The sequence below is a fragment of the Flavobacterium sp. GQ95 genome, from assembly GCF_059758655.1.
Map to the genome: position 1 here is coordinate 15,768 of NZ_JCAXEB010000016.1, position 22,027 is coordinate 37,794.

The 22,027-nt window shown below is 33.2% G+C and carries 20 protein-coding genes; 9 read left to right on the forward strand and 11 right to left on the reverse strand.

Translation table 11 applies throughout. The features are described 5' to 3' along the window. Positions 1-164 precede the first annotated feature (164 nt). From fmt to AC6CH4_RS22890, 5 genes are all read right to left on the reverse strand, one after another. A complete protein-coding gene (fmt, locus tag AC6CH4_RS22870) occupies positions 165-1,112 on the reverse strand; it encodes a methionyl-tRNA formyltransferase (protein ID WP_498107123.1) in 948 nt (315 codons plus the stop codon). Further along, positions 1,112-3,007, reverse strand: a complete 1,896-nt coding sequence (locus tag AC6CH4_RS22875) for a RecQ family ATP-dependent DNA helicase (RefSeq protein WP_498107125.1) — start codon at positions 3,005-3,007, stop codon at positions 1,112-1,114. The genes fmt and AC6CH4_RS22875 overlap by 1 nt, the downstream gene beginning before the upstream one ends. Positions 3,008-3,072: 65 nt before the next feature. Then, on the reverse strand, positions 3,073-3,606 hold the full coding sequence (locus tag AC6CH4_RS22880) for an AAA family ATPase (protein WP_498107127.1): 534 nt from the start codon (positions 3,604-3,606) through the stop codon (positions 3,073-3,075). Positions 3,607-4,225: 619 nt separating this feature from the next. Then, a complete protein-coding gene (locus AC6CH4_RS22885; RefSeq protein WP_498107129.1) occupies positions 4,226-4,891 on the reverse strand; it encodes a hypothetical protein in 666 nt (221 codons plus the stop codon). Between the two features lie 15 nt (positions 4,892-4,906). Beyond that, positions 4,907-5,824: an alpha/beta hydrolase family protein gene (locus AC6CH4_RS22890; protein WP_498107131.1), complete on the reverse strand. Its 918-nt coding sequence runs from the start codon at positions 5,822-5,824 to the stop codon at positions 4,907-4,909. Positions 5,825-6,106: 282 nt separating this feature from the next. Between AC6CH4_RS22890 and AC6CH4_RS22895 the strand changes: the two genes are divergently transcribed. The 4 genes from AC6CH4_RS22895 (at position 6,107) to AC6CH4_RS22910 (ending at position 9,425) form a co-directional block, all read left to right on the forward strand. Beyond that, on the forward strand, positions 6,107-6,403 hold the full coding sequence (locus AC6CH4_RS22895; RefSeq protein WP_498107133.1) for a DUF493 family protein: 297 nt from the start codon (positions 6,107-6,109) through the stop codon (positions 6,401-6,403). Between the two features lie 3 nt (positions 6,404-6,406). Then, complete coding sequence (locus AC6CH4_RS22900) at positions 6,407-7,129, forward strand: DUF4290 domain-containing protein (protein ID WP_056195845.1); 723 nt, start codon at positions 6,407-6,409, stop codon at positions 7,127-7,129. Positions 7,130-7,222: 93 nt separating this feature from the next. Further along, a complete protein-coding gene (gene murA, locus AC6CH4_RS22905) occupies positions 7,223-8,536 on the forward strand; it encodes a UDP-N-acetylglucosamine 1-carboxyvinyltransferase (RefSeq protein WP_498107135.1) in 1,314 nt (437 codons plus the stop codon). Positions 8,537-8,549: 13 nt separating this feature from the next. Then, positions 8,550-9,425, forward strand: a complete 876-nt coding sequence (locus AC6CH4_RS22910) for a cation diffusion facilitator family transporter (RefSeq protein ID WP_498107137.1) — start codon at positions 8,550-8,552, stop codon at positions 9,423-9,425. 147 nt (positions 9,426-9,572) lie between these two features. On the opposite strand, the gene AC6CH4_RS22915 is transcribed toward AC6CH4_RS22910, so the two are convergent. The 3 genes from AC6CH4_RS22915 to AC6CH4_RS22925 all read right to left on the reverse strand — a co-directional run bounded on the left by AC6CH4_RS22915 (position 9,573) and on the right by AC6CH4_RS22925 (position 13,281). Next, positions 9,573-12,062 carry a DUF5686 and carboxypeptidase regulatory-like domain-containing protein gene (locus AC6CH4_RS22915; RefSeq protein WP_498107139.1) on the reverse strand — a complete coding sequence of 830 codons (2,490 nt, stop codon included), beginning with the start codon at positions 12,060-12,062 and terminating at the stop codon, positions 9,573-9,575. Between the two features lie 112 nt (positions 12,063-12,174). Next, a complete protein-coding gene (gene aroQ / locus AC6CH4_RS22920; protein ID WP_498107141.1) occupies positions 12,175-12,588 on the reverse strand; it encodes a type II 3-dehydroquinate dehydratase in 414 nt (137 codons plus the stop codon). 132 nt (positions 12,589-12,720) lie between these two features. Continuing rightward, positions 12,721-13,281, reverse strand: coding sequence for a porin family protein (locus tag AC6CH4_RS22925; protein WP_498107143.1), 561 nt, complete (start codon positions 13,279-13,281; stop codon positions 12,721-12,723). A gap of 512 nt (positions 13,282-13,793) precedes the next feature. Between AC6CH4_RS22925 and AC6CH4_RS22930 the strand changes: the two genes are divergently transcribed. The 4 genes from AC6CH4_RS22930 to AC6CH4_RS22945 all read left to right on the forward strand — a co-directional run bounded on the left by AC6CH4_RS22930 (position 13,794) and on the right by AC6CH4_RS22945 (position 17,725). Next, positions 13,794-14,303 (forward strand): hypothetical protein, encoded by a 510-nt coding sequence (locus AC6CH4_RS22930; protein WP_498107145.1) that lies wholly within the window; start codon positions 13,794-13,796, stop codon positions 14,301-14,303. Between the two features lie 195 nt (positions 14,304-14,498). Then, positions 14,499-15,080 (forward strand): porin family protein, encoded by a 582-nt coding sequence (locus AC6CH4_RS22935; RefSeq protein WP_498107147.1) that lies wholly within the window; start codon positions 14,499-14,501, stop codon positions 15,078-15,080. A 79-nt stretch (positions 15,081-15,159) separates the two neighbouring features. Beyond that, the gene (gene xerD / locus AC6CH4_RS22940; protein WP_498107149.1) at positions 15,160-16,056 is read left to right on the forward strand and encodes a site-specific tyrosine recombinase XerD; all 897 of its coding nucleotides are present in this window, start codon (positions 15,160-15,162) and stop codon (positions 16,054-16,056) included. Between the two features lie 142 nt (positions 16,057-16,198). Further along, entirely contained in the window at positions 16,199-17,725 is a 1,527-nt protein-coding gene (locus AC6CH4_RS22945; RefSeq protein ID WP_498107151.1) for a sensor histidine kinase, read from the forward strand. A 74-nt stretch (positions 17,726-17,799) separates the two neighbouring features. On the opposite strand, the gene rny is transcribed toward AC6CH4_RS22945, so the two are convergent. The 3 genes from rny to AC6CH4_RS22960 form a co-directional block, all read right to left on the reverse strand. After that, positions 17,800-19,362 (reverse strand): ribonuclease Y, encoded by a 1,563-nt coding sequence (rny, locus tag AC6CH4_RS22950; protein WP_498107153.1) that lies wholly within the window; start codon positions 19,360-19,362, stop codon positions 17,800-17,802. Positions 19,363-19,569: 207 nt separating this feature from the next. After that, positions 19,570-19,863: a cell division protein ZapA gene (locus tag AC6CH4_RS22955; protein WP_012022231.1), complete on the reverse strand. Its 294-nt coding sequence runs from the start codon at positions 19,861-19,863 to the stop codon at positions 19,570-19,572. A 6-nt stretch (positions 19,864-19,869) separates the two neighbouring features. After that, entirely contained in the window at positions 19,870-20,160 is a 291-nt protein-coding gene (locus tag AC6CH4_RS22960) for a coiled-coil domain-containing protein (protein WP_026984115.1), read from the reverse strand. Between the two features lie 179 nt (positions 20,161-20,339). Here AC6CH4_RS22960 and AC6CH4_RS22965 point away from each other — a divergent pair, with 179 nt between their 5' ends. After that, the gene (locus AC6CH4_RS22965) at positions 20,340-22,022 is read left to right on the forward strand and encodes a M23 family metallopeptidase (RefSeq protein ID WP_498107155.1); all 1,683 of its coding nucleotides are present in this window, start codon (positions 20,340-20,342) and stop codon (positions 22,020-22,022) included. Positions 22,023-22,027 lie beyond the last annotated feature (5 nt).

The window sequence follows — 22,027 nt, forward strand, 5'->3', positions numbered from 1 at the left end:
TTGTTGGTTAAAAAAAATTGTTAATACACAAATTTAGTAGGAAATCCGTTCCTTGCAAGTGTTTTCTTTAATTTTAGCAAAAATTGTTGATAACTTGCTTTTTTTGTTCATAACGCAAGTTGTTCATCGATCAAAAACAGGTAGAAACCCCTGTTTTACTGACGTTAATATACCTTTGCAGTATCAGAAAAAGTTATCCCATTTAGCAATTCTGCCACCTGCATTCTCTTTTTTCCGGGTAATTGCAAACTTAATAGCTGTAAAAAGCCGTCCTGAACCGCAACTTTGATTTCTTTTTTGCTACAAATCAAACTTCCAACTTCGTAAGAATGTGCTTCTGAAACCAATTTTGCTTCATATATTTTAATAGCTTGCTCTTCCTCTTTATCTTTCAAAAAACACCACGAAGCTGGATACGGACTTAAACCGCGAATCAAATTATTGATTTCTGCCCCGGATTTTGTCCAGTCAATCTTGCAGTTTTCTTTGTTTAATTTGTAAGCAGTTTTAATTTCTTCGTTATCTTCCTGAATCGTTGTGGTTACATTTCCGTTTTCGATCACTTTTAAAGTGTTAATAACAGTTTCGCTTCCTAATAACATTAATCGATCATGTAATTGTCCGGCACTTTCTTCTGGTTCAATTGCAATTTCCGAATTTAAAATCATTGCTCCGGTGTCAATTTTATCATCGATGAAGAAAGTGGTAACACCGGTTTTGGTCTCTCCATTAATAATGGCCCAGTTAATTGGTGCTGCACCACGATAATTTGGCAATAAAGATGCATGAAGATTGAATGTTCCTAAGCCTGGCATTTCCCAAACTACTTTTGGTAACATTCTAAAAGCAACCACAATTTGTAGATTAGCATTCAGAGCTTTTAACTCTGCTAAAAATGCTTCGTCTTTTAAACTCGTTGGCTGTAGTAAAGTAAGGTTGTTCGCCAGTGCGTATTCTTTTACTGCCGAATATTTTATTTTTTGTCCGCGTCCTGCTGGTTTATCCGCAGCCGTAATAACGCCAACAACATCGTAATTGTTTTTAATAATGGTATCCAAAATGCCGACAGCAAATTCCGGAGTTCCCATGAATATAATTCTCAATTTTTCCATTATGATTTTAAAGTGTATTTATTATTCGCTTGTATGGTAATATGATTGTTTTCTAATAATTCCTGAAGTACCAAAATAATATCGTTTGCATCCAGTTTTATTTGAGTCTGAATTTCTCTCGAAGTTAAAGCGGCCGACTTTAATAAATGCAGAATTTTATCAGCAATCGAATCGGCTTCAGTAATTTTTCCTTTTTGAGTAATACAATAGGAGCAGACACCACAGTTCTCCGTTGTTTCTTCTCCAAAATAATCCAAAACCAATCGATTTTTGCAGGTTTTGTTTTCCTTTATGTAATATAAGACTGACATCAACTGTTCTTTTTTCAGCTGATTTTGTTTTTCGAGATATTTAGAAACTCGATTAATGGTTAAATCATCTTCACGAACTTCATTAAATAAAATAGTCGCGTCATTGTTTTTTGATTTGTATTCGATGATTTCCTTTTCTCTAAGTTTTTCCAAAACAGCCGAAACTTGTTCTTCTGTATGATGCGATTTTTTTGCAATTAACGAAAGATTAAAAGGTGTTTTCATTTCGTAAACTCCGGGATAAGTTCTTAAAATCGCCAAAATGATTTCTTCGTCATTCGGATTTAGACTCATATACCGAATCACTTCTTTTGATTCGATTAAAAACTGCATCGTAATCTTCTCTGAAAATTCCTGAGACATCGTAATAATTCCCTGTTGATTCAGAAATTGTAATGCATTATACGTTTTTAAAGTAGGGAAGTCGTATTTATTACAAAAATGATTTAGTTTAAAAGAGAAAGAATCGTCTAAACCTTCACCGTAAGCAATCTGAAAATAATTGCAAAGTTTAACATACATGGTTTTCAAAAACTTTTTATCAGGTAAAACACTTAAAAATTGTTGTTCTGTCTGATTCGCATCTGCATTATTAAAAAGCAATACCGAAAAAGCTTTTTCGCCATTTCGTCCCGCTCTCCCGGATTCCTGATAATAATTTTCCAGATTTTCAGGTAGCTGTGTATGAATAACTGTTTTTACATTGTCTTTGTCAATTCCCATTCCAAACGCATTCGTCGCCACAATAACCTGCGCTTGCTCAGACATCCACAATTGCATGTTTTTGTCTTTTTCTTTTGCCGAAAGTCCACCGTGATAATAAGTCGCTTTAAATCCTAACGATTGAAGTTGCGTCGACATATTTAAACACGATTTTCGATTTCGTACATATATAATAGAAGGCTGTGGATTTTTCTTTAGTATTTGTTCGGTGCGATACAATTTGTCTTCGATTTCAAAAACCATGTACGCGATATTTTTTCTTTCAAAAGATTGTTGGAAAAAATTAGGGTCTTTCAATCCTAATTCGGTTTTAATATCCTCAATAACTCTCGGAGTCGCGGTAGCGGTCAAGGCTAAAAATGGAATCTTCGGAAAATATTTTTTAAGTTCTGAAATCTTCAAATAAGCCGGACGAAAATCGTGTCCCCATTGCGAAACACAATGTGCTTCATCAATAGCAATTAAATTTATAGGAAGATCTTTGATACGTTCTAAAATCCAGTCTGATTGTAAGCGCTCTGGCGAAAGGTATAAAAACTTGTAATTTCCGTGTTGGCAATTGTCGAGAAGATCAATGATTTCTTCCGTATGAATTCCGCCTGTAAGTGCAATCGCTTTAATATCCCGCTTTTGCAAATTAGCCACCTGATCTTTCATCAGGGCAATTAAAGGTGAAACTACCAAACAAATACCTTCCTGCATCATGGCCGGAACCTGAAAACAAATCGATTTTCCTCCACCCGTTGGTAAAAGGGCAAAAGTATCCTGACCATCCAAAACCGAGTCAATAATCTCCTTTTGCAACGGTCTAAAACTGTCGTGTTTCCAGTATTTTAAAAGAATTTCTTGCGCTTCTGGCATTGGTCTTGTTTTAAAGTTAAAAAATTTAGAAATCAGTTTCTAGTTTTGCAACTTTAACCAAATGCCTAAATTTTATCTAAGATATAAAGAATTCTGTTCTCCACCGTATCTTTAGGCACTTCAATTAAATCGTAACCGTATTTCTTGTACGTTTCAACAAGGTGCTTTTGTATCGTTAAGGCCTGTTCGAAATTCTCGTAACGCTCGGTGTCGCTTTCGTAAATTTCCTCCCAAGGCGGTAAAATAAATGTTTTTGAATATTTAAAATCTTCGCAGGCTTTTTTAAAATGCGTCGGATATTCATCGCCAATATAATCCATGTAAGCGACAACATCCGGAATTCCGCGATCGATAAAAACTACATTGTCCGGTTCTTTAAGGGCATTTTCGAATTGTTTAATTCTGCCTTCCAACAACATTTCGCTAAACAATAAAGGTTGTTCCAGGAACAATTGTTCGATCCCGCGCTCTTGTGCTTCGAGTGTAACTTGTCTTGAAATTTCAGGGTAACAGCAGTAGCCACGAGCTACCAATTCGTTGATCAGAGTAGATTTTCCCGTTCCCGGGCCACCAATTAGAACTATGATTTCTTTTTGCACTTTCTTAAAATAAAGCGCAAATTTACCTAAACTTATTGGTATTTAAAAAGATTATTTTACCTGAAGCGGATGATTTCGCAATTTTGGAGATATGGGTTCCTGCTTTCGGCTTTATCTTTTATGGTCTCGTTCCTAAAAAACGAGACCATAAAAGGATACCACCTCAATCAGGGCTAGCTAGGAAATATGGTTTTGTTTTTGGAAAGATTTACAATATTGCGTTCTCCTGCAAGGTTTCAAAACCTTGTAGGTATTTAAAAGACTGGAATAGAAAAAAACAAATCTCTAAAATGTTATTAGGCTGGACTGAAGTCCCACTCTACAAAACAAAAGGTTCCTCCAGAACTAATAAAAAGAGCCGAAGGTTCTAAGAATATTGTAGGGCTGGACTTCAGCCAGTTTAAGTCAAAATATATGAAATTTAGTTAGTCCCAGCGGGACATTATGTTTATAGAAAAAATTATAGGTCATTTCATAAAACCCCTTCGGGGTGACATGTTTGAAATCGATATATTGCTCCGCCAGAGCTTTTAAATGACAAACATGAAAATTAGCTATAAACATTTTGCTCCGCTGGAGCTTTTTGATATTGAATGATCATTCTTTTTAAGCAACGGATTTATGATTGATTTATCTTCCTTTTTTTGTGTTTGAAGACAAGTTTTAAATCAGAATATAAATAGACTCCAATAATACCTAATGTTGGAATTGCTAAAAAAAATCTTCCTTCTGGAATAATAAGAAAGATATTTAATAATATTAATGCAAAGCAAAATGGATATGTAAATAATCTGGTTGCTATTTTGCTTTTACTCCATTCATTTTCTGGTTCATCTTGTAATTCAATACCAAGTTTTTTGTAAAAATCGTTTAATTGCTCCTGTTTTTCATATTGATATATTTTATTACTGACTAAATAACAAATAAAAGTTAAGAGTAGAAAAATAATTGATACTGTTAAAAAACGCTTAAGCTCGAAATCGGTGCAAGTGTCTGAAATTAAAGGAAAGAAGTAAATGCATGGAAATAATAATCTTAAAAGTTGAGCAAAAGGATTTAATTTATCTGTTATTTTTATGAGTTCGTTTTCGGAGTTAAATTCAAAAGTATAAACAGGATAAAATGCTCCTGTCATAATTACTTTCTGCCAAATCTTAATTGTGTTATCTTGGATTTCACCATGTAATTTATAGTCTTTTTTAGATGCATAAACAAAATGATTCCAAAGAGTGTCAGCTTTTTTAGCTTTTACTAATTTTTGAATATCTGATCGCGTTAATTCCATATTGAAAATAAAAATTTATTCACAAAACAAATACTTCCCAGAATCAACCCCTTTTTTCTTAGAAGGCACAATTAAATGCGATTCGAATTTCTTTCCCTTCAAAACATCATTCACAAAATCCAGAACATATTGTTTTCCATCATGAAAAAGATAACCTGAAAATTCATGTCCGCCACCGCAAAAAGTTATGAGTTCTATGTCTTTATGTAAATCAATCATATGATTGTAAACCGCATAAGATCCAAAAAGGATTAACCAACCCGAAGCATTTGTCGGACAAGAACGATGCGAACCTGCAGCGTACGGGACCGTGCTGTCGTTATTTCCATGCGCCAATAACATCGGCAGTGCCTTTTCTTTTGTGATTAAATTGATATCCTGAATCGCACCTGAGCCTCCAATGAAACCAACATATTTAAAGTTTTCGGGTAAATTACTTTTGTATAAATTCATGAGTTTATAATCCCAAAATGAAGCGTGAAAACCAATTTCCGCACCTGCACTAATTCCGGAAATAAAAATTTTTGAAGTATCAAGATTGTATTTATTGGCGTTTTCAATCAAAAATGAAGTCGCTTGCCACATATCGCTCACGCCAATTTGGATTGCTTTTATTTTTTCGGTCAAAGTCCCTTTGCAACCAAAATCTTTTCCTTTCATATATAAACTGTATGAAATGCTGGCAACTGCGTAACCGTTTTTTGCCATAAACATCCCAAATTCTTTCTCACTCGTACGTTCTCCGCCAGAAAATCCTCCACCAAAAGCAAAAATCACTAACGGAATTTTTTCATTAGATTTTTTCTCAGGTAAATACAAATCTAAATCCAGTTTAATGGTATCGTTCTGGAAATAAGTCATTGTCTTGATTTCCTGAGCTTTTATTGAATTACATATTAGTACGATAAAAAATAGAAGAATTTGGTTTTTCATAGTAATGTGTTTTTAATTTCGCAAAGTCGCCAAGCCGCCAAGTCAAATTTGGAAAACTTAAAAATAAAACTTTGCGACTCTGCTCCCGATAGCTATCGGGATTGCGAGAGATTTTTAAGGCAAAGTTTTTCAAATATAAGAGGAATTTTACAAAGAAATATTGTCGCAAAGCTTTTTTCTCTGCACCTTTGAACCTTTGTAACTTTGAGCCTTTTTTCTAAAAGAAAAAATCTAAAAAATCTGAAATCAAAACCGTATATTTGCGTTTATTTTTAATTACGAATGGAGAACGATAAAGAAAAAAACACCGCCGAATTTTACGAAAGATTAAAGGTTGAGTTAGATAATTCAAATACTTGGCCAGCAGAATATTTGTACAAATTTATAATGCCTTCAGTGGGTGATAATGTTGAGCGAGTTGAAAAAGCGTTTGACAATATGGGCGCGGTTATCAAAACAACAAAATCTAAAACCGGTAAATTTACCAGTGTTTCTATAGATGTTACAATGCATAGCGCTGATGAAGTGATTAGCAAATACAAAGAAGTATCTACAATAGAAGGTATAGTTTCATTATAACTTATGGTCGAAAAATATAAAAAAGAAGTCGCAAATGACGTTGTTTTTAACTTAGAATATAATTCTGAAAGACAACGTTTACTTATTCCTGAATATGGTCGTCATCTGCAAAAACTGATTGATCAGGCTACTATTATTGAAGATGCCGAGACGCGCAATAAAGCCGCGAAATATATCATTCAGGTGATGGGAAGTCTGAATCCGCATTTGCGTGATGTTCCTGATTTTCAACATAAATTATGGGATCAGCTTTTTATTATGTCTGATTTTAAATTAGATGTAGAATCGCCATATCCAATTCCATCAAGAGATGTATTGCAGTTAAAACCAGATGTTTTACAATATCCTCAAAACTTTCCTAAATACAGATTTTATGGGAACAACATCAAATATATGATTGATGTTGCCAATAAATGGGAAGATGGGGAAATGAAAAATGCATTGGTTTTAGTGATCGCCAATCACATGAAAAAATCATACTTAAGCTGGAACAAAGACACGGTAAAAGATGATGTGATTTTTGAACATTTATTTGAATTGTCAGGCGGAAAAATTAACTTGTTGCAAAGTACAGAAGAGCTTTTAAATACTACTGATTTATTGCGTACCAACAAACGTATGTCGAATAAAATTACACCACCAGGCCAACCAAAAATCCAAAGCAACAAAAACAATAAAGGCCCGGGGAAACCAAAACCTTTTCAAAAAAACAATAATCAGAAATAAAAAAAAGGTGCTAAGCTACTAAGATGCTAAGCTACTAAGATTTTTAGCTCAGAACCTTAGAACCTCAGAACCTCAGAACCTTAAAAAAAGAATATGGGAATTTTTAAAATCGAAGGAGGAATTCCTTTAAAAGGAGAAATCACTCCGCAAGGAGCAAAAAATGAGGCATTACAAATTTTATGTGCCGTGCTTCTAACAGGAGATAAAGTAACAATTAATAATATTCCCGATATTATTGACATCAATAAATTAATCACTTTGTTGGGTAATTTAGGGGTTAAAATTCAACGCAATGGACCGGGTTCGATTACGTTTCAGGCCGATGAGGTTAATGTTGGATATTTAGAAACTGAAGCTTTCAAAAAAGAAGGCGGAGCGCTTCGTGGCTCTATTATGATTGTTGGACCGCTTTTAGCTCGTTTCGGAAAAGGATATATTCCAAAACCAGGTGGAGATAAAATAGGCCGCCGTAGATTAGATACACACTTTGAAGGTTTTATTAATCTTGGAGCAAAATTCAGATATAACAGAGAAGATCACTTTTATGGAGTAGAAACTCCCGAAGAAGGATTGAAAGGAACAGATATGTTACTTGACGAGGCCTCTGTAACCGGAACAGCAAATATTGTTATGGCTGCTGTTTTAGCAAAAGGACAAACTACAGTTTATAACGCTGCTTGCGAACCTTATTTGCAACAATTGTGTAAAATGTTGAACTCTATGGGAGCTAAAATTACCGGAGTTGGTTCAAACTTATTGACTATCGAAGGTGTTGAAAGTCTTGGAGGTTGTGAGCACAGAATTCTTCCAGATATGATTGAAATCGGTTCCTGGATTGGTCTTGCAGCTATGACAAAAAGCGAAATCACGATAAAAAATGTAAGTTGGGAAAACTTAGGTTTGATTCCGAATACCTTTAGAAAATTAGGAATTACGATCGAAAAACGTGGTGATGATATTTACATTCCTGCTCACAAAGATGGGTACGAAGTAAAAACAGATATAGATGGTTCTATTTTAACTATTGCTGATGCACCTTGGCCAGGATTTACGCCTGACTTGTTGAGCATCGTTTTGGTTGTGGCTACGCAAGCAAAAGGAGATGTTTTAATTCACCAAAAAATGTTTGAAAGCCGTTTGTTTTTCGTGGATAAATTAATCGATATGGGAGCAAAAATTATGTTATGTGATCCGCACAGAGCGGTGGTTATGGGACATAATTTCGAATCTCAACTAAAAGCGACTACAATGTCATCTCCGGATATTCGTGCCGGAATCTCATTGTTAATTGCAGCTCTTTCTGCAAAAGGTACAAGTACAATTCAAAATATAGAACAAATTGACCGTGGATACGAGCGTATCGATGAGCGTTTGAGAGCTATTGGTGCTAAAATCGTAAGAGAATAGATAAAAGTCTCAAATGACAAACGAACAAAAAGCTATAAAAGCTACTATTTTTAGTATAGCTGGAAACACCTGCTTGGCCATTTTAAAAGGGCTAGCAGGTTTTTTTGGCAATTCTTACGCCTTGATTGCAGATGCGATTGAGTCGACTGCAGACATATTTTCATCTTTTTTAGTTTTAGTTGGCATAAAATATTCGAATAAACCGGCAGATGAAAATCATCCGTATGGACATGGTCGCGCAGAACCTTTATTTACATTTTTGGTTGTTGGGTTTTTAATTACTTCGGCAACAATTATTGCTTACGAAAGTATCGGCAATATTCAGACTTCACATGATTTACCAAAATCCTGGACATTGTATGTTTTAGGGGCTATAATTATCTGGAAAGAATATTCGTTTCGTGTAGTGATGAAAAGAAGCAAACAAACCAATAGTTCGTCATTAGCGGCAGATGCCTGGCATCATCGCAGTGATGCAATTACTTCGGTAGCGGCGTTTATCGGAATTTCGATCGCGCTGTTTATGGGAAAAGGTTACGAATCAGCAGATGATTGGGCGGCACTTTTTGCTGCTTTTTTTATCTTATACAACAGTTACAAGATTTTCAGACCCGCACTTGGCGAAATCATGGATGAAAATTTAAATGATGATTTGGTTGAAGAAATTCGTGTTAAGGCCTTAACGGTTAAAGGTATTTTAGGAACAGAAAAATGTTTTATTCGTAAAGCCGGAATGAAATACCACGTCGATCTTCATGCTATTGTATCGGCACAAATTTCAGTGAAGGAAGGACATGATCTTTCGCATAAACTACAGGATACTTTAAAAGAAAAAATCCCTCAATTGGGTAACGTTTTGATTCATATTGAACCGGATGATTATCATTGAGAAGAGGTTCTGAGGTACTAAGGTTCTAAGTTGCTGAGGTTTTCTTTGAAACGTAAAAATAGAATCCGTTTATTCTTTTTAAAAAGAATAAACGGATTCTATTTTGCGATATAGTTTTGTCACTTCTGTGACAAAAATGCGTTAAATCTAATCCAACACATTCAAAATTTTTAGCCCAAAAACAATCCCGTTTTGCTGAACCCCGCCTTGATAGGAATGAACATAATCAACTCTGAATAATTTAAATTTGCCAAAACCTAAATTGTCTAATCCAACTGTGAATTCAGAATAAGGTTTTCTATCTGGAATTGCCAGCGAATGAAATCCAATATTCATCGTTGATTTTAATAAATTCAATAGTGGAATTTTATTCATTATAAAACCGGTATCATTATGTTCCAAATGCATTTCAAAGTAACTGTCATTTGTGCTATTAGCGTAATATGGCATTAAGTTAAAGACATTCAAATAACGATCGCTTGTTCCAATGTGGGTCTGATTTCCATTAAAATGTCTGTAATCTATAAAAGCGATATTTTCAGCATTAAAGAACTTTCCGGCTCTGAAATTCATTCCCAAAAGACCTTTGTTTCCTAGCGATAAATCATATTGAACAAAAGCACCAATTCTTTCAAATTCATATTTTTTCTCACTCGCAGCAAAAGCTTTTTCTAAAACTAAAAATACTGTTGGATATTTTTCATCTTTAATATTATATCTTCCGTCAGGTCTTGAAATATATTTGTTTCCGAAATTTATTCTGGCAGTCAAAGCCGTTTTAAACAAATGATGCTGATCAAAAGCGGCAGCTGTAAAGTCGTCTGGAGCTAATGGATTGTTTGATGAATAAATATCATCTTTTTTAAAGAAAGAATAATCCGTAGTATTAAAAAGCGGTTTTCGTTGTTCGTAAGCCACTTTTGCATTCAAATTTATTCCGTTTGCAACATCTTGAGAATAGTTGATTTGAGCAAATTCTAAATTGTACAACTTCATATAGTTGTCTTTAAAAAATAAAGAACTTATAGAATTGACAAACTTACTAATAGGCTCGGCACCATTAAATTGCGCTGTTTTTGTTCCTCCGGAACCCCAAATTGTAGCGTAATTGATAGTGTTGAATCTATGACTGAATTCTCCGGTAACACGAAAACGTTCGTCTGAAAATCCGTAATTAAAAGTGGTACTTATAGAAGTGCTTTTTCCTTCTTCTTCATTCCATTTTCTAAAAGAGAAACCCGAATCAAAATTAAATCCCTGAACGGTATTAAAACTTAATGAAGTCAGGTTTAGTAGACCTTTATAATCAAAAGAATATTTTTTGAAGGTGTTTTTATAATCGTAACCCATTAAAACATCCCAAACTTTAAATTTGTTATTTTTGGCATCAACTGAATCGGTGTATTTTCTAGATTTACGAATTGTCAGTAAACTGTCTTTTTTGGTGTAATCGGCACTTTCTTCAATAGTCAACGGAATTGGGCGAATCTCATTCCAAAAAGCATCATCTTTTTTATTGGCATTCGCTTCAAAAGCAACAATTTCATTTCCAAAAGTTTTCTTTTCAAATGAATCCGGAAATTCATAATTAGAATAAACATAATTGAATTTCCCGGAGAATTTAATTCCAAAAATGCCCGCATTAAACGAAAGTGTCTGTGCATTTTTAGACCAGATTTTATTCTTCGAATTATAACTGAAACTCTGTTTTAAAGTCATAATTTCAGTAAATTCATTTTTCATTCGGTAGCCTTTAATGTCTAAATCTATCGCATAAATGGCAAAACTATCATCAACTATATAAATATAACCTTCAAAAACGGGCTCTTTATCTCGTTTTGGTATAACTTTAATTTTATTGATTTGCTGATTGTTGTCGTCAAAGAAAGTTCCTTCCAATTTGTATTTGTAGTAATTGAAAGCATTATCGGCAATAGGAGAGATGAGTTTAACGTCGAAGTCTAAATTATTTTCGTAAAAATCATAAGTTGATAAACTGGCCGTGTTATAGCTGTAGCCTTTATTGTTTCCGGAGATTTTAGAAGCGATGATTTTCTCCTTTAATTTGTTCGGTTTTTCAAAAGAAATTTTCGAAATGGTTTCTGATAAATATAAAATTCCAGTTCCTGTAGAATCTAAATTGGACGCCATATCTTCGCCAAGATCGACTTTTTGACCAAGGATTTTTTTAGGAAGATCTTTAACTTTAAACATTCCTTTTGAATAGAAATCTGCAGTGTAGCGTGAGGTTTTTTCGGAATTTTCTTTTTTATTGGCAATCGCGCTTTTTATAATGGCGTTGGCAGGATTGTTTTTAGGATCAATGATCACTTCATTTAGTGCAAAACTTTCTTCCTGAAGTTTTATATCTAAAATTACCGTTTTTAAATTTGAAGAGACTGCTGTTTTTTGGGTTTTAAAACCTAGGTACTGAAACGTAATTTTGTTTTTGCCAATTTCTTTTACGTTGAGTTGATAATTTCCCTGCTCGTTTGATGTGGTACTAGTATAAGTATTTTCCTCAAGAACAGAAACAAAAGGCAAAGGATTTCCTTTTTCATCCGTTATAGTTCCTTTGATTTGTGCAAAGTTGGAAATCGAAAAAAATAAAAAGGCAAATAAAGTATAGTTTCTCATGAAAGTTTTTTCTCTCACAAAAATAGAATAAGTTAAAAGCGAGCTTATTAATAATTTGTTAAATTGTATTTTCAGGCTAAGTGTCCCCGAAATTTCGCGAGAAGCCTCTTTTTTACAAAAATGACTGAATCGCTAATTCATAGCTTTTTAATCCAAAACCTAAAATAACTCCTTTTGCATTTCCAGATAAATACGATTGGTGTCTGAAGCTTTCGCGTGCATAAGTATTGGAGATGTGAACTTCGATAACCGGAGTTGTAATCGCTTTCATAGCATCGCCTATACCAATAGAAGTGTGTGTGTAAGCACCTGCATTCAAAATGATTCCGTCAAAAGTAAAACCAACTTCCTGAATTTTTCCAATCAATTCGCCTTCAATATTACTTTGATAGTATGAAAGTTCAACGTTTGGAAATTTATGTTCCAATCTTTCAAAATAATCTTCAAAAGTTTGGCTTCCGTAAACTTCCGGTTCTCTTTTTCCTAAAAGATTCAAATTGGGTCCGTTGATGATGCAAATTTTCATAAGTAATTTAAGTTTTATTAAGTGATTTGAATTCATTTTACATTTTACAGAAAACATTTCACAACAGTGTAAAAATAAAAAAACCGTTCTAATTAATAGAACGGTTTTTATAAAACTATGTGATATTCTTTTTTAGAACATGAATCCAGCTGAAATTTGTACAGTTGAATTTTTTACGTCTGCATTTTTAGAAGCTTCTGTTAATCCTAAACCGTAACGTCCCTGAACGAAGAAGTTTTTTGTAATTTTAAATCCAACTCCTGCATTTAGTCCAAATTCAAATGTTTCTGCATCTTCTACATCGAAGTCATTTTTTTCGCTTAATAGAAAAGAAGCTTGTGGTCCTACTTCTAAACTAAATGAATCAGTTAGATAAAATTTAGCCATTACCGGAATAGATAAATAACCAAGTTCATTTTTAAATTCGTCAACTGCATTTTTGTAAGTTGCTCCCTGAGTAGAATATAAAAGCTCTGGTTGAACTGAAAATTTGTCTAATAACTTAATTTCTGCAACAAGACCTGCATGGTAGCTTGTGATACCATCTTTGTCAAATGCTACACCTTGCATGGATGCATCTCCTGTTTGACTTGCGAAATTTACCCCTGCTTTAACACCGATTTGTAGTAATTGGGCTTGTATTGTAGCTGATGTTGCGATGAACAGTACAGCTGCTAAAAGTATCTTTTTCATAAAATTGTTTTTAAAAATTGGTATTATTTTAAATGTTATCTATTAGTCAAAACTACAGAATTAAGAATTTATTGTTTTATGTTTTACATTAAATAATTAATAAAATTCTCATGATTATTTAAAATGACTATTTAATAACCTCTTTTTAAGAGTGTTATTCTTATATATTATAGTTGTGTTAAATTTTTATTTATTAAGAATTAGATTTCATTTTTTTTTAAATTATTTAAGATTTATCTGGTGTATTTTTAACCTATATTTTGCTGTATTAAACCTAAATTGTAAAAAAAATAACAATTTTTGAGTTATAAGTTATTCCTGATTTTTACGTTTTTCTGTTGAATGAAAAGTGTGAAATTGACCTTTTCCAGTATTTTTAATGGCTGTGGCGTGGTTTATATTCCGTAAGATTTTAGCTCTATTTACTGCTTTATTTGTTAAAACGCAAATGATTTTTTATTAAGTATAATTTTATATTTGACCATATTAATTATAACCAAAAAAAAATAAAAATGAAGAAAATTATTTTATCTGCAATCGCAGTTATGGCATTTGGATTTGCAAATGCTCAGGATGGTCACTTTAAAGTTGGAGCACATGTTGGTTTGCCATTAGGCGATATTAAGGATGCTGCTTCTGTGAATTTAGGTGTCGATGCTGCTTACCTTTGGAACGTAGCGGATAAGTTTACTGCGGGTGTAACCACTGGTTATACAAGGTATTTTGCTAAAAGCCAAACTTATAATTTCGGAATGGGAGAAGTTGAATTAAAAGCAGACGATGCAGGTTTTATTCCAGTTGCAGGAACAGCACAATATTCAATTACAGATAATTTATTTGTAGGAGCAGATTTAGGATATGCTATTTATGTTGGTAGTGGTGACGGAGCAGACGGAGGGTTTTTATACCAACCAAAATTTGGTTACCAAAACGAAAAAATAGAATTATATGCTGCATATAAGGGAATCTCTAACGAAGGAACTTTTTCTTCAATAAACTTAGGATTCAATTATAAATTTTAAGCTATTAAAATCAAATATTTTAACCTTCTAAATCTTGGAAGGTTTTTTTATCTCTCTACAATATTCAGTGGAAGATTTAAATTTTTCCAAAAAGTATAAATTGAATTGTTTAATAATTTATTAATCAAAAGATTAAATTTTATTAAGTATATTTTTATATTTGACATATTAATTTTAACTCAAAATCAAATAAAAATGAAAAAATTTTTTTTAGTTGCGATTGCAGTAATGACATTTGGATTTGCAAATGCTCAACAAACAAGGTTTGGAATAAAAGGAGGTCTTAATATTTCTAATGTGGTTGGCGGAGATGTCGATAATACAAAATCTCTAGTAGGTTTTCATATCGGAGGTTTAGCAGAGATTCACGTCGTTGAGAAATTTTTTATACAACCGGAGCTTTTGTTTTCGACTCAAGGTGCTAAATTTGACGGTGCTTTTGGAAATGATGCTGATTTTAAACTTAATTATTTAAATATTCCGGTATTGGCTAAATACTATATTATAGAAAATAAATTTAGTGTTGAAGCTGGTCCGCAATTAGGTCTTTTATTATCGGCTAAAACGGATGGTGAAGATGTTAAGGATTTTACCAGATCAGTAGATTTTGGTTTTAACCTAGGAGCTGGATATAATTTTACTGATAATTTTTCAGCCGGGCTTCGTTATACTATTGGTTTATCTCCTCTGTCTGATAACGATATTGATGATGCAGATGATTATTATGACAGTGCTAAAAATAGTAACCTTGCGTTGTATTTGGCTTATAAATTCTAATACCTTTTCTAATAGATATTAAAACCTTCCTAAATTCAGGGAGGTTTTTTTATGCCTAAAAATCACTTACTTTGTAAATATGAATTGGAACAAATACATTAAAGATTATCAATCGTATTTGCGAATCGAAAGAGGTTTGTCTAAGAATACTATCGAAAATTATGGTTTCGATATTGAGCGGCTTTGCCTTTTTTTAGAAGTGAATAAAATAGAAGTTTCTCCATTGAAAATTACTGATGAAACGGTACAGCAATTCATTTACGCAGTTTCAAAAGAAGTAAATCCACGTTCTCAGGCACGTATTATTTCCGGATTAAAAAGTTTTTTTAATTATTTAGTCTTTGAAGATTATAGAGTTGATAATCCTTTGGAATTAATTGAAACTCCAAAAACAGGCCGTAAATTACCGGATACTTTGGCGGTTCAGGAAATTGATGCGTTGATTGCAGCAATCGATTTAAGTTCGAATGAAGGTGAACGAAATCGTGCTATGCTGGAAACTTTGTATGGTTGCGGGCTTCGGGTTTCAGAACTCGTTTCTCTCAAAATTTCTGATTTGTTTTTTGATGAAGGATTTATAAAAATAACCGGAAAAGGAAATAAGGAGCGTTTTGTTCCGATTGGGAAATTGACACAAAAGTACATACAGATTTATCAGAATGAAATTCGAGGTGATGTAACCATTAAAAAAGGCTGTGAAGACACTCTGTTTTTGAATCGAAGAGGAAATCAATTAACACGTGCAATGATTTTTACTATTATAAAAGATTTGGTTGTAAAAATTGGTTTGAAGAAAAATATTAGCCCGCATACTTTGCGTCATTCTTTTGCAACCCATTTACTAGAAAATGGTGCCGATTTAAGATCCATTCAATTAATGCTTGGTCACGAATCAATTACAACTACAGAAATTTATGTACATTTAGATAGAAGTTTTTTAAAAGAAGTCATGCATTCGTTTCATCCCAGAAAATAATTTTTTTTGAAGCGATACTTTTTTATCTTAAAAAATTAATATCTTGTATGATAATTTCTATTAAATGCAGATATTATCGACGAACTGCATCTTTTTGATCTAGAAAATGATTTAATCATTCAAATTACATAAAAAGTGTTATATGGTTTTTGATTTATATGAGAATGAGGATTGTCTGGAAGTTAATAATTTTTATAAAAAATTGTTGGCCGAAATGCCCGATTTACTTTTTCAGTTTATAATAGACAAAGACAATAATTACTCTTTTCCACTTGTCAGTAAATCTGCTGATGATATTTTTGAGATTTCTGCTAGAGAGTTTACAAATGATATTAAACTCATTATATACGACAGAATTTTTCCTTCTGACAGGGAGCTTTTTTTTCAATCTTTAGTTAATGCGCGTAAACAAGTAAAACCCTGGGAAGTAGAATTCAGAGCAGTTTTGCCAAAGAAAGGTTTGCGTTGGTTTAAGATCTCATCTAAAACCGAAAAGTCTTCTGCTGACAGTGATAGTATTAGCTTTTTTGGACATGTTTCCGATATCACTGAATTAAAGGATAAGGAAGAAAAATTGCGTATTTCTGAAGAGCGATTTCAGTTTGCCCTTGATGCCTCAACAGTTGGTATTTGGGATTGGGATATGGTTACTAATAGTGTTTTCTATTCTTCATTATCACTTAAAATTCTGGAATTAGAATCAACAGATATTTTTGATGATCCTGAGCGTTGGGATAAAATTGTCCATCCCGATGATCTTCCAAAATATTACTCCGATATTCAGGAACACTTTGATAATAAAATACCTTATTACGAAAATTACCATCGTGTAATGACTTCAAGCGGTAATTATAAATGGATTCTGGATCGCGGAAAAGTAATTATGCGTGATGAAAACGGAAAACCGTTACGTGTGTTAGGAACGCATACAGATGTTTCTTTGCAGAAAGAAAAAGAGTTAGAGATTATAAAAACGATGAAATTATATAGTGACCAAAATAGTCGTTTGCTCAATTTTTCGCATATTGTTTCGCACAATTTAAATACTCAGGCGGGAAACATAAAATCTATTTTGGACTTTATTGATGCCGATGTAGATAAGCAAACTGTTAGCGAAATGTTATTGCATTTAAGAACGGTTTCTAATGATTTGAATGATACTATTTCGAATTTAACTCAAATTGTAAAAACACAAAGCAATATTAATATTGCTGTTGTTCCTTTGAAACTTTGTGAGTATATAGAAAAAACAATAACAACGATAAAAGGATATGATAAGCAGAAGAATGTTACAGTTGTGAATAATGTCCCGAATTATTTAACTATTAATTTTAACCCTGCGTATCTGGAAAGTGTTTTGTTGAATTTTACCACAAATGCTATTAAATATGCTCATCCGGATCGGGATCCTATTGTTGTTTTTGATTTTGCCATTGAACCTGAAGGTCAAAAATCATTAAAAATTACAGATAATGGTTTGGGTATTGATTTGGCCGTGCATGGCGATTTATTATTTGGTATGTATAAAACCTTTCATAAACATGAAGAAGCACGTGGAATTGGCTTGTATATTACCAGAAATCAAATAGAAGCCATGAAAGGAAGTATTTCTGTTGAAAGTGAAGTAGGAGTGGGAACGAGTTTTAAGATTATATTTGGTGATCTTTAAGGGTTGAAATTTAATATAAAAATGCAAAGGCTATCTTTTTGAGATAGCCTTTGCATTTTTATAAAGATAGGAGATTACTTCGCAATATTAACTGCTCTGGTTTCTCTAATTACTGTTACTTTAACCTGACCTGGATAAGTCATCTCAGTCTGGATTTTTTGTGAAATCTCGAAAGATAAGTTAGCTGCATTGTCATCAGAAACTTTTTCACTCTCTACGATTACGCGAAGCTCTCTACCAGCCTGAATTGCATAAGCATTTTTTACACCAGTAAATCCGTAAGCTACTTCTTCAAGATCTTTCAAACGTTGGATATAAGAATCTAAAACCTGGCGTCTTGCTCCTGGTCTTGCTCCTGAAATAGCATCACAAACCTGAATAATAGGTGATAACAATGATTTCATTTCAATCTCATCGTGGTGAGCTCCAATTGCGTTGCAAACTTCTTCTTTTTCACCATATTTCTCAGCCCATTGCATACCCAATAAAGCGTGTGGTAAATCACTTTCAGTATCTGGTACTTTTCCAATATCGTGAAGTAAACCAGCTCTTTTTGCTAATTTTACGTTTAAGCCTAATTCGGCTGCCATGATACCACAAAGTTTAGAAACTTCTCTTGAGTGTTGTAATAAGTTTTGTCCGTAAGAAGAACGGTATTTCATTCTACCAACTACTTTTATTAATTCAGGATGTAATCCATGAATTCCTAAGTCGATTACAGTACGTTTACCAACTTCAATAATTTCGTCGTCGATTTGTTTAGCTGTTTTAGCAACAACCTCTTCAATTCTTGCCGGGTGAATACGTCCGTCAGTTACTAATTTGTGTAGTGACAAACGAGCAATTTCTCTACGAACCGGATCAAAACAAGAAAGGATAATAGCTTCCGGTGTATCATCAACAATGATTTCAACTCCGGTTGCAGCTTCAAGAGCTCTAATGTTACGACCTTCACGTCCAATGATTCTACCTTTTACATCATCAGATTCAATATTAAATACAGAAACGCAATTTTCTACTGCTTCTTCTGTTCCAACTCGCTGAATAGTATTGATGATAATTTTCTTAGCTTCTTGTTGCGCAGTAAGTTTTGCCTCCTCAATAGTGTCCTGAATATGAGACATAGCTTTGCTCTTAGCTTCAGCTTTTAGACCTTCCACTAATTGTTCTTTTGCTTCTTCAGCAGAAAGTCCTGAAATTACTTCCAGCTGTTGTAGTTGGCTTTTATGTAGTTTGTCAACTTCAGCTTGTTTTTTGTCTAAAACCTCAATTTTGTTATCGTATTCTAAAGTTTTAGCTTCGAAATCATCATTTACTTTTTTAGCTTTTGAAAGCTCATTTGATATTTGTGATTCTTTATCGCGAACTCTTTTTTCTACTTCAGCAACTTTTTTGTCTCTGGCCAAAATAACTTGTTCGTGTTCTGCTTTCAATTCGATAAAGCGTTCTTTTGCCTGAAGGATTTTATCTTTTTTAATATTTTCTGCTTCTAAATTAGCATCTTTTAAAATGGAAGATGCTTCTTTTTTTGCGTTTTTTATGAGATTAGAAATATTACTTTTTTCGATAATTTTAGCTATTCCAAAACCTGCTGCAATACCTATAATACCTGAAATAATGATCGTTATGATGTCCATGTTTGTTTAAATTTATATATAAAAAAGCCTACATTAATTGCTTGAATAAACTCGTAAAGACAAGTTTTGAGCTAACTCACTGTTCAAGTTTCCAAGCCGAAGCATGGCATACTATAGTAGCGACGATTTGCTCATTCTAAATTGTTAGTGTTGAGTTTACCAATTGTGAACTAATGTAGGCAGTATCTTAGTTTCTGTAAAGAACGTTTAATTTTCGAGATATTGATCTAATAGCGAATTTAATCTTTTAATTCTTTCGATGGTTTCTTCGCCATCGATTGCGTTATCAATTTGTTTTTGTTCAACCTGTGATGCAAATTGCAATGCACACATAGCCAATACATCTTGTTTGTCACGAACCGCGTAACTTTCTTCGAATTGCTTAATCATAGCATCAATTTTTTTAGAAGCACTTCTAAGTCCTTCTTCCTGAGCGGGTTCAACCGTTAATGGGTAAACGCGGTCTGCAATTGATATTTTAATTCTAAGCTTTCCGTCCATGTTTTTCTAATCTGATAGTTGCGCTATACAGTAATCAATTTCGCGAATTAATGAATTTATTTTAAGCTTTGTCTCTCTCTTGTTATTGTCGCTGCCGAGCAACGAATTGGCTATTTTAAGTGTGTCATATTGCTTTTTCAAAGCCTCCATTTCTTCAGATTGTTTCTGGATGATTTGCGCAGCTTTGGCTAATTGTAATCGTAATTCCTGATTGTTTTTCTCCAGGCCTTTTGATTTTTCAAAAAGCTTTTCGACTTTATATTCAAGAGTATCAATTATTTCGGCAATTACACTCATTATAAATCCTATTCATTACTTAATCATACAAAGTTAGTATTCCTTTTTATTAATGCAATTTTTTATCGATTTTTTTGCATTAAAAATAGACAAATAAATGAAATTCAATCAATTGTATTTTTGTCTTATTCTGATCGGTTTTCGCCTGTTATTTTTTTATCTTAGCAAAAATGTTGCTTATGAGATTTTCAGTACTTACCCTGTTATTTTGCCAGTTTATTTTTGCTCAGGCTCAATATCCTAAAGATTATTTTGATCCGCCACTAGACATTCCGATGCAGCTATCGGGTAATTTTGGTGAGTTGAGGCCGAATCATTTTCACGCGGGTTTCGATCTAAAAACCAATCAAAGGGAAGGATTGAATGTTTATGCAGTAGCAGATGGATATGTATCAAGGATAAAAATTTCTACTTTTGGTAATGGTAAGTGCATTTATATAACACATCCAAATGGCTTTACTTCGGTATACGGGCATTTGCAAACTACACTTGGTGAGATTCAGCATTATGTTAATCAAACACATTACAAAGAAAAAGCATTCGAAATTGAAATGTTTCCAAAACCTGGGGAATTACCTGTTACAAAAGGACAGTTAATTGCGCTTTCTGGTAATACAGGTTCGTCTGAAGGACCCCATTTGCATTTTGAAATTAGAGATACAAAAACGGAGTTTGTGATTAATCCGATGTTTTTTGGATTTGATAAAAATATAAAAGACACTAAAAAACCAACTATTTCGAGTTTATATGTTTATCCAATGGATAATACAACAGTTAACCAATCCAAACAGCCTTTGTTGTTGTATGTTTCCCTTCAAAAAGACGGAACCTATTTGGCAAGTAAAGTAAAAGCAAATGGAAAAATTGGCTTCGGAATTAATACGGTTGATTTCGATGATGTCTCGGGAAATAAAAATGGAGTTTTTAACGTATCGACTCTCGTTAACGGAAATCAAAATTACAATTACCAGTTCAACACCTATTCGTTTGATGAAATGCGTTATGTAAATGCGTTGATTGATTATGCTAAATATAAAAAATCAGGACAGCGTGTACAGAAGCTTTTCATGAAAACACCTTTTGCGTTGAGTATTATAAAAACGGATTCGCTTCGTGGAATTATTCCGGTCGAGCCGAATTTGGCCTCCACCTATCGAATTGAAGTTTCAGATTATTTTGGAAATTTAAGTACAATTACGGTTCCAATTGAGTATGATATCGAAACACCGGTTATAAATGCAGAGCCAATAGCCTCTAAATATTTCATAAAGGTCAATAAAGATTATAATTTTGAAAAAGATAATATGTCGGTGTTTTTTCCGGCAGGAACCTTTTATGATGATTTTAATCTGAATTTCGATGTAAGGAATAACAAAATCTATATTCATGATGATGTTGTTCCGGTTCATTCTAATTTCACAATTACAATAAAAGACAGTACCTATTCAGAGGCATTACGGGATAAAGTTTTTATTGGAAGAAACGGCAGTTATAACGCAACAACTAGGAAAAATGATGTTTTTACAGCTAAATCTAAAATTTTAGGACAATTTGGTTTGGTGCTCGATACAATCGCTCCAATTATTAAAATTGCAAAACCAATTCAGGATAAATGGATCAGCGATATGAAAGCAATTCAATTTACAATAAGTGATAGTCAATCTGGAATTAAATCGTACAATGGATATTTAAACGGAAACTGGGTTTTGTTTGAATATGACAACAAAACCAGAAAAATAACGCACAAGTTTGATGATGCCTTGTTAGCTGAAGGAGCAAATGATTTAAAAATTGAAGTGATTGATAATGTGGGTAATTCTGCTATCTTTGAAACTCATTTTTTTAGAAGTCAACAAAAATAAAACCA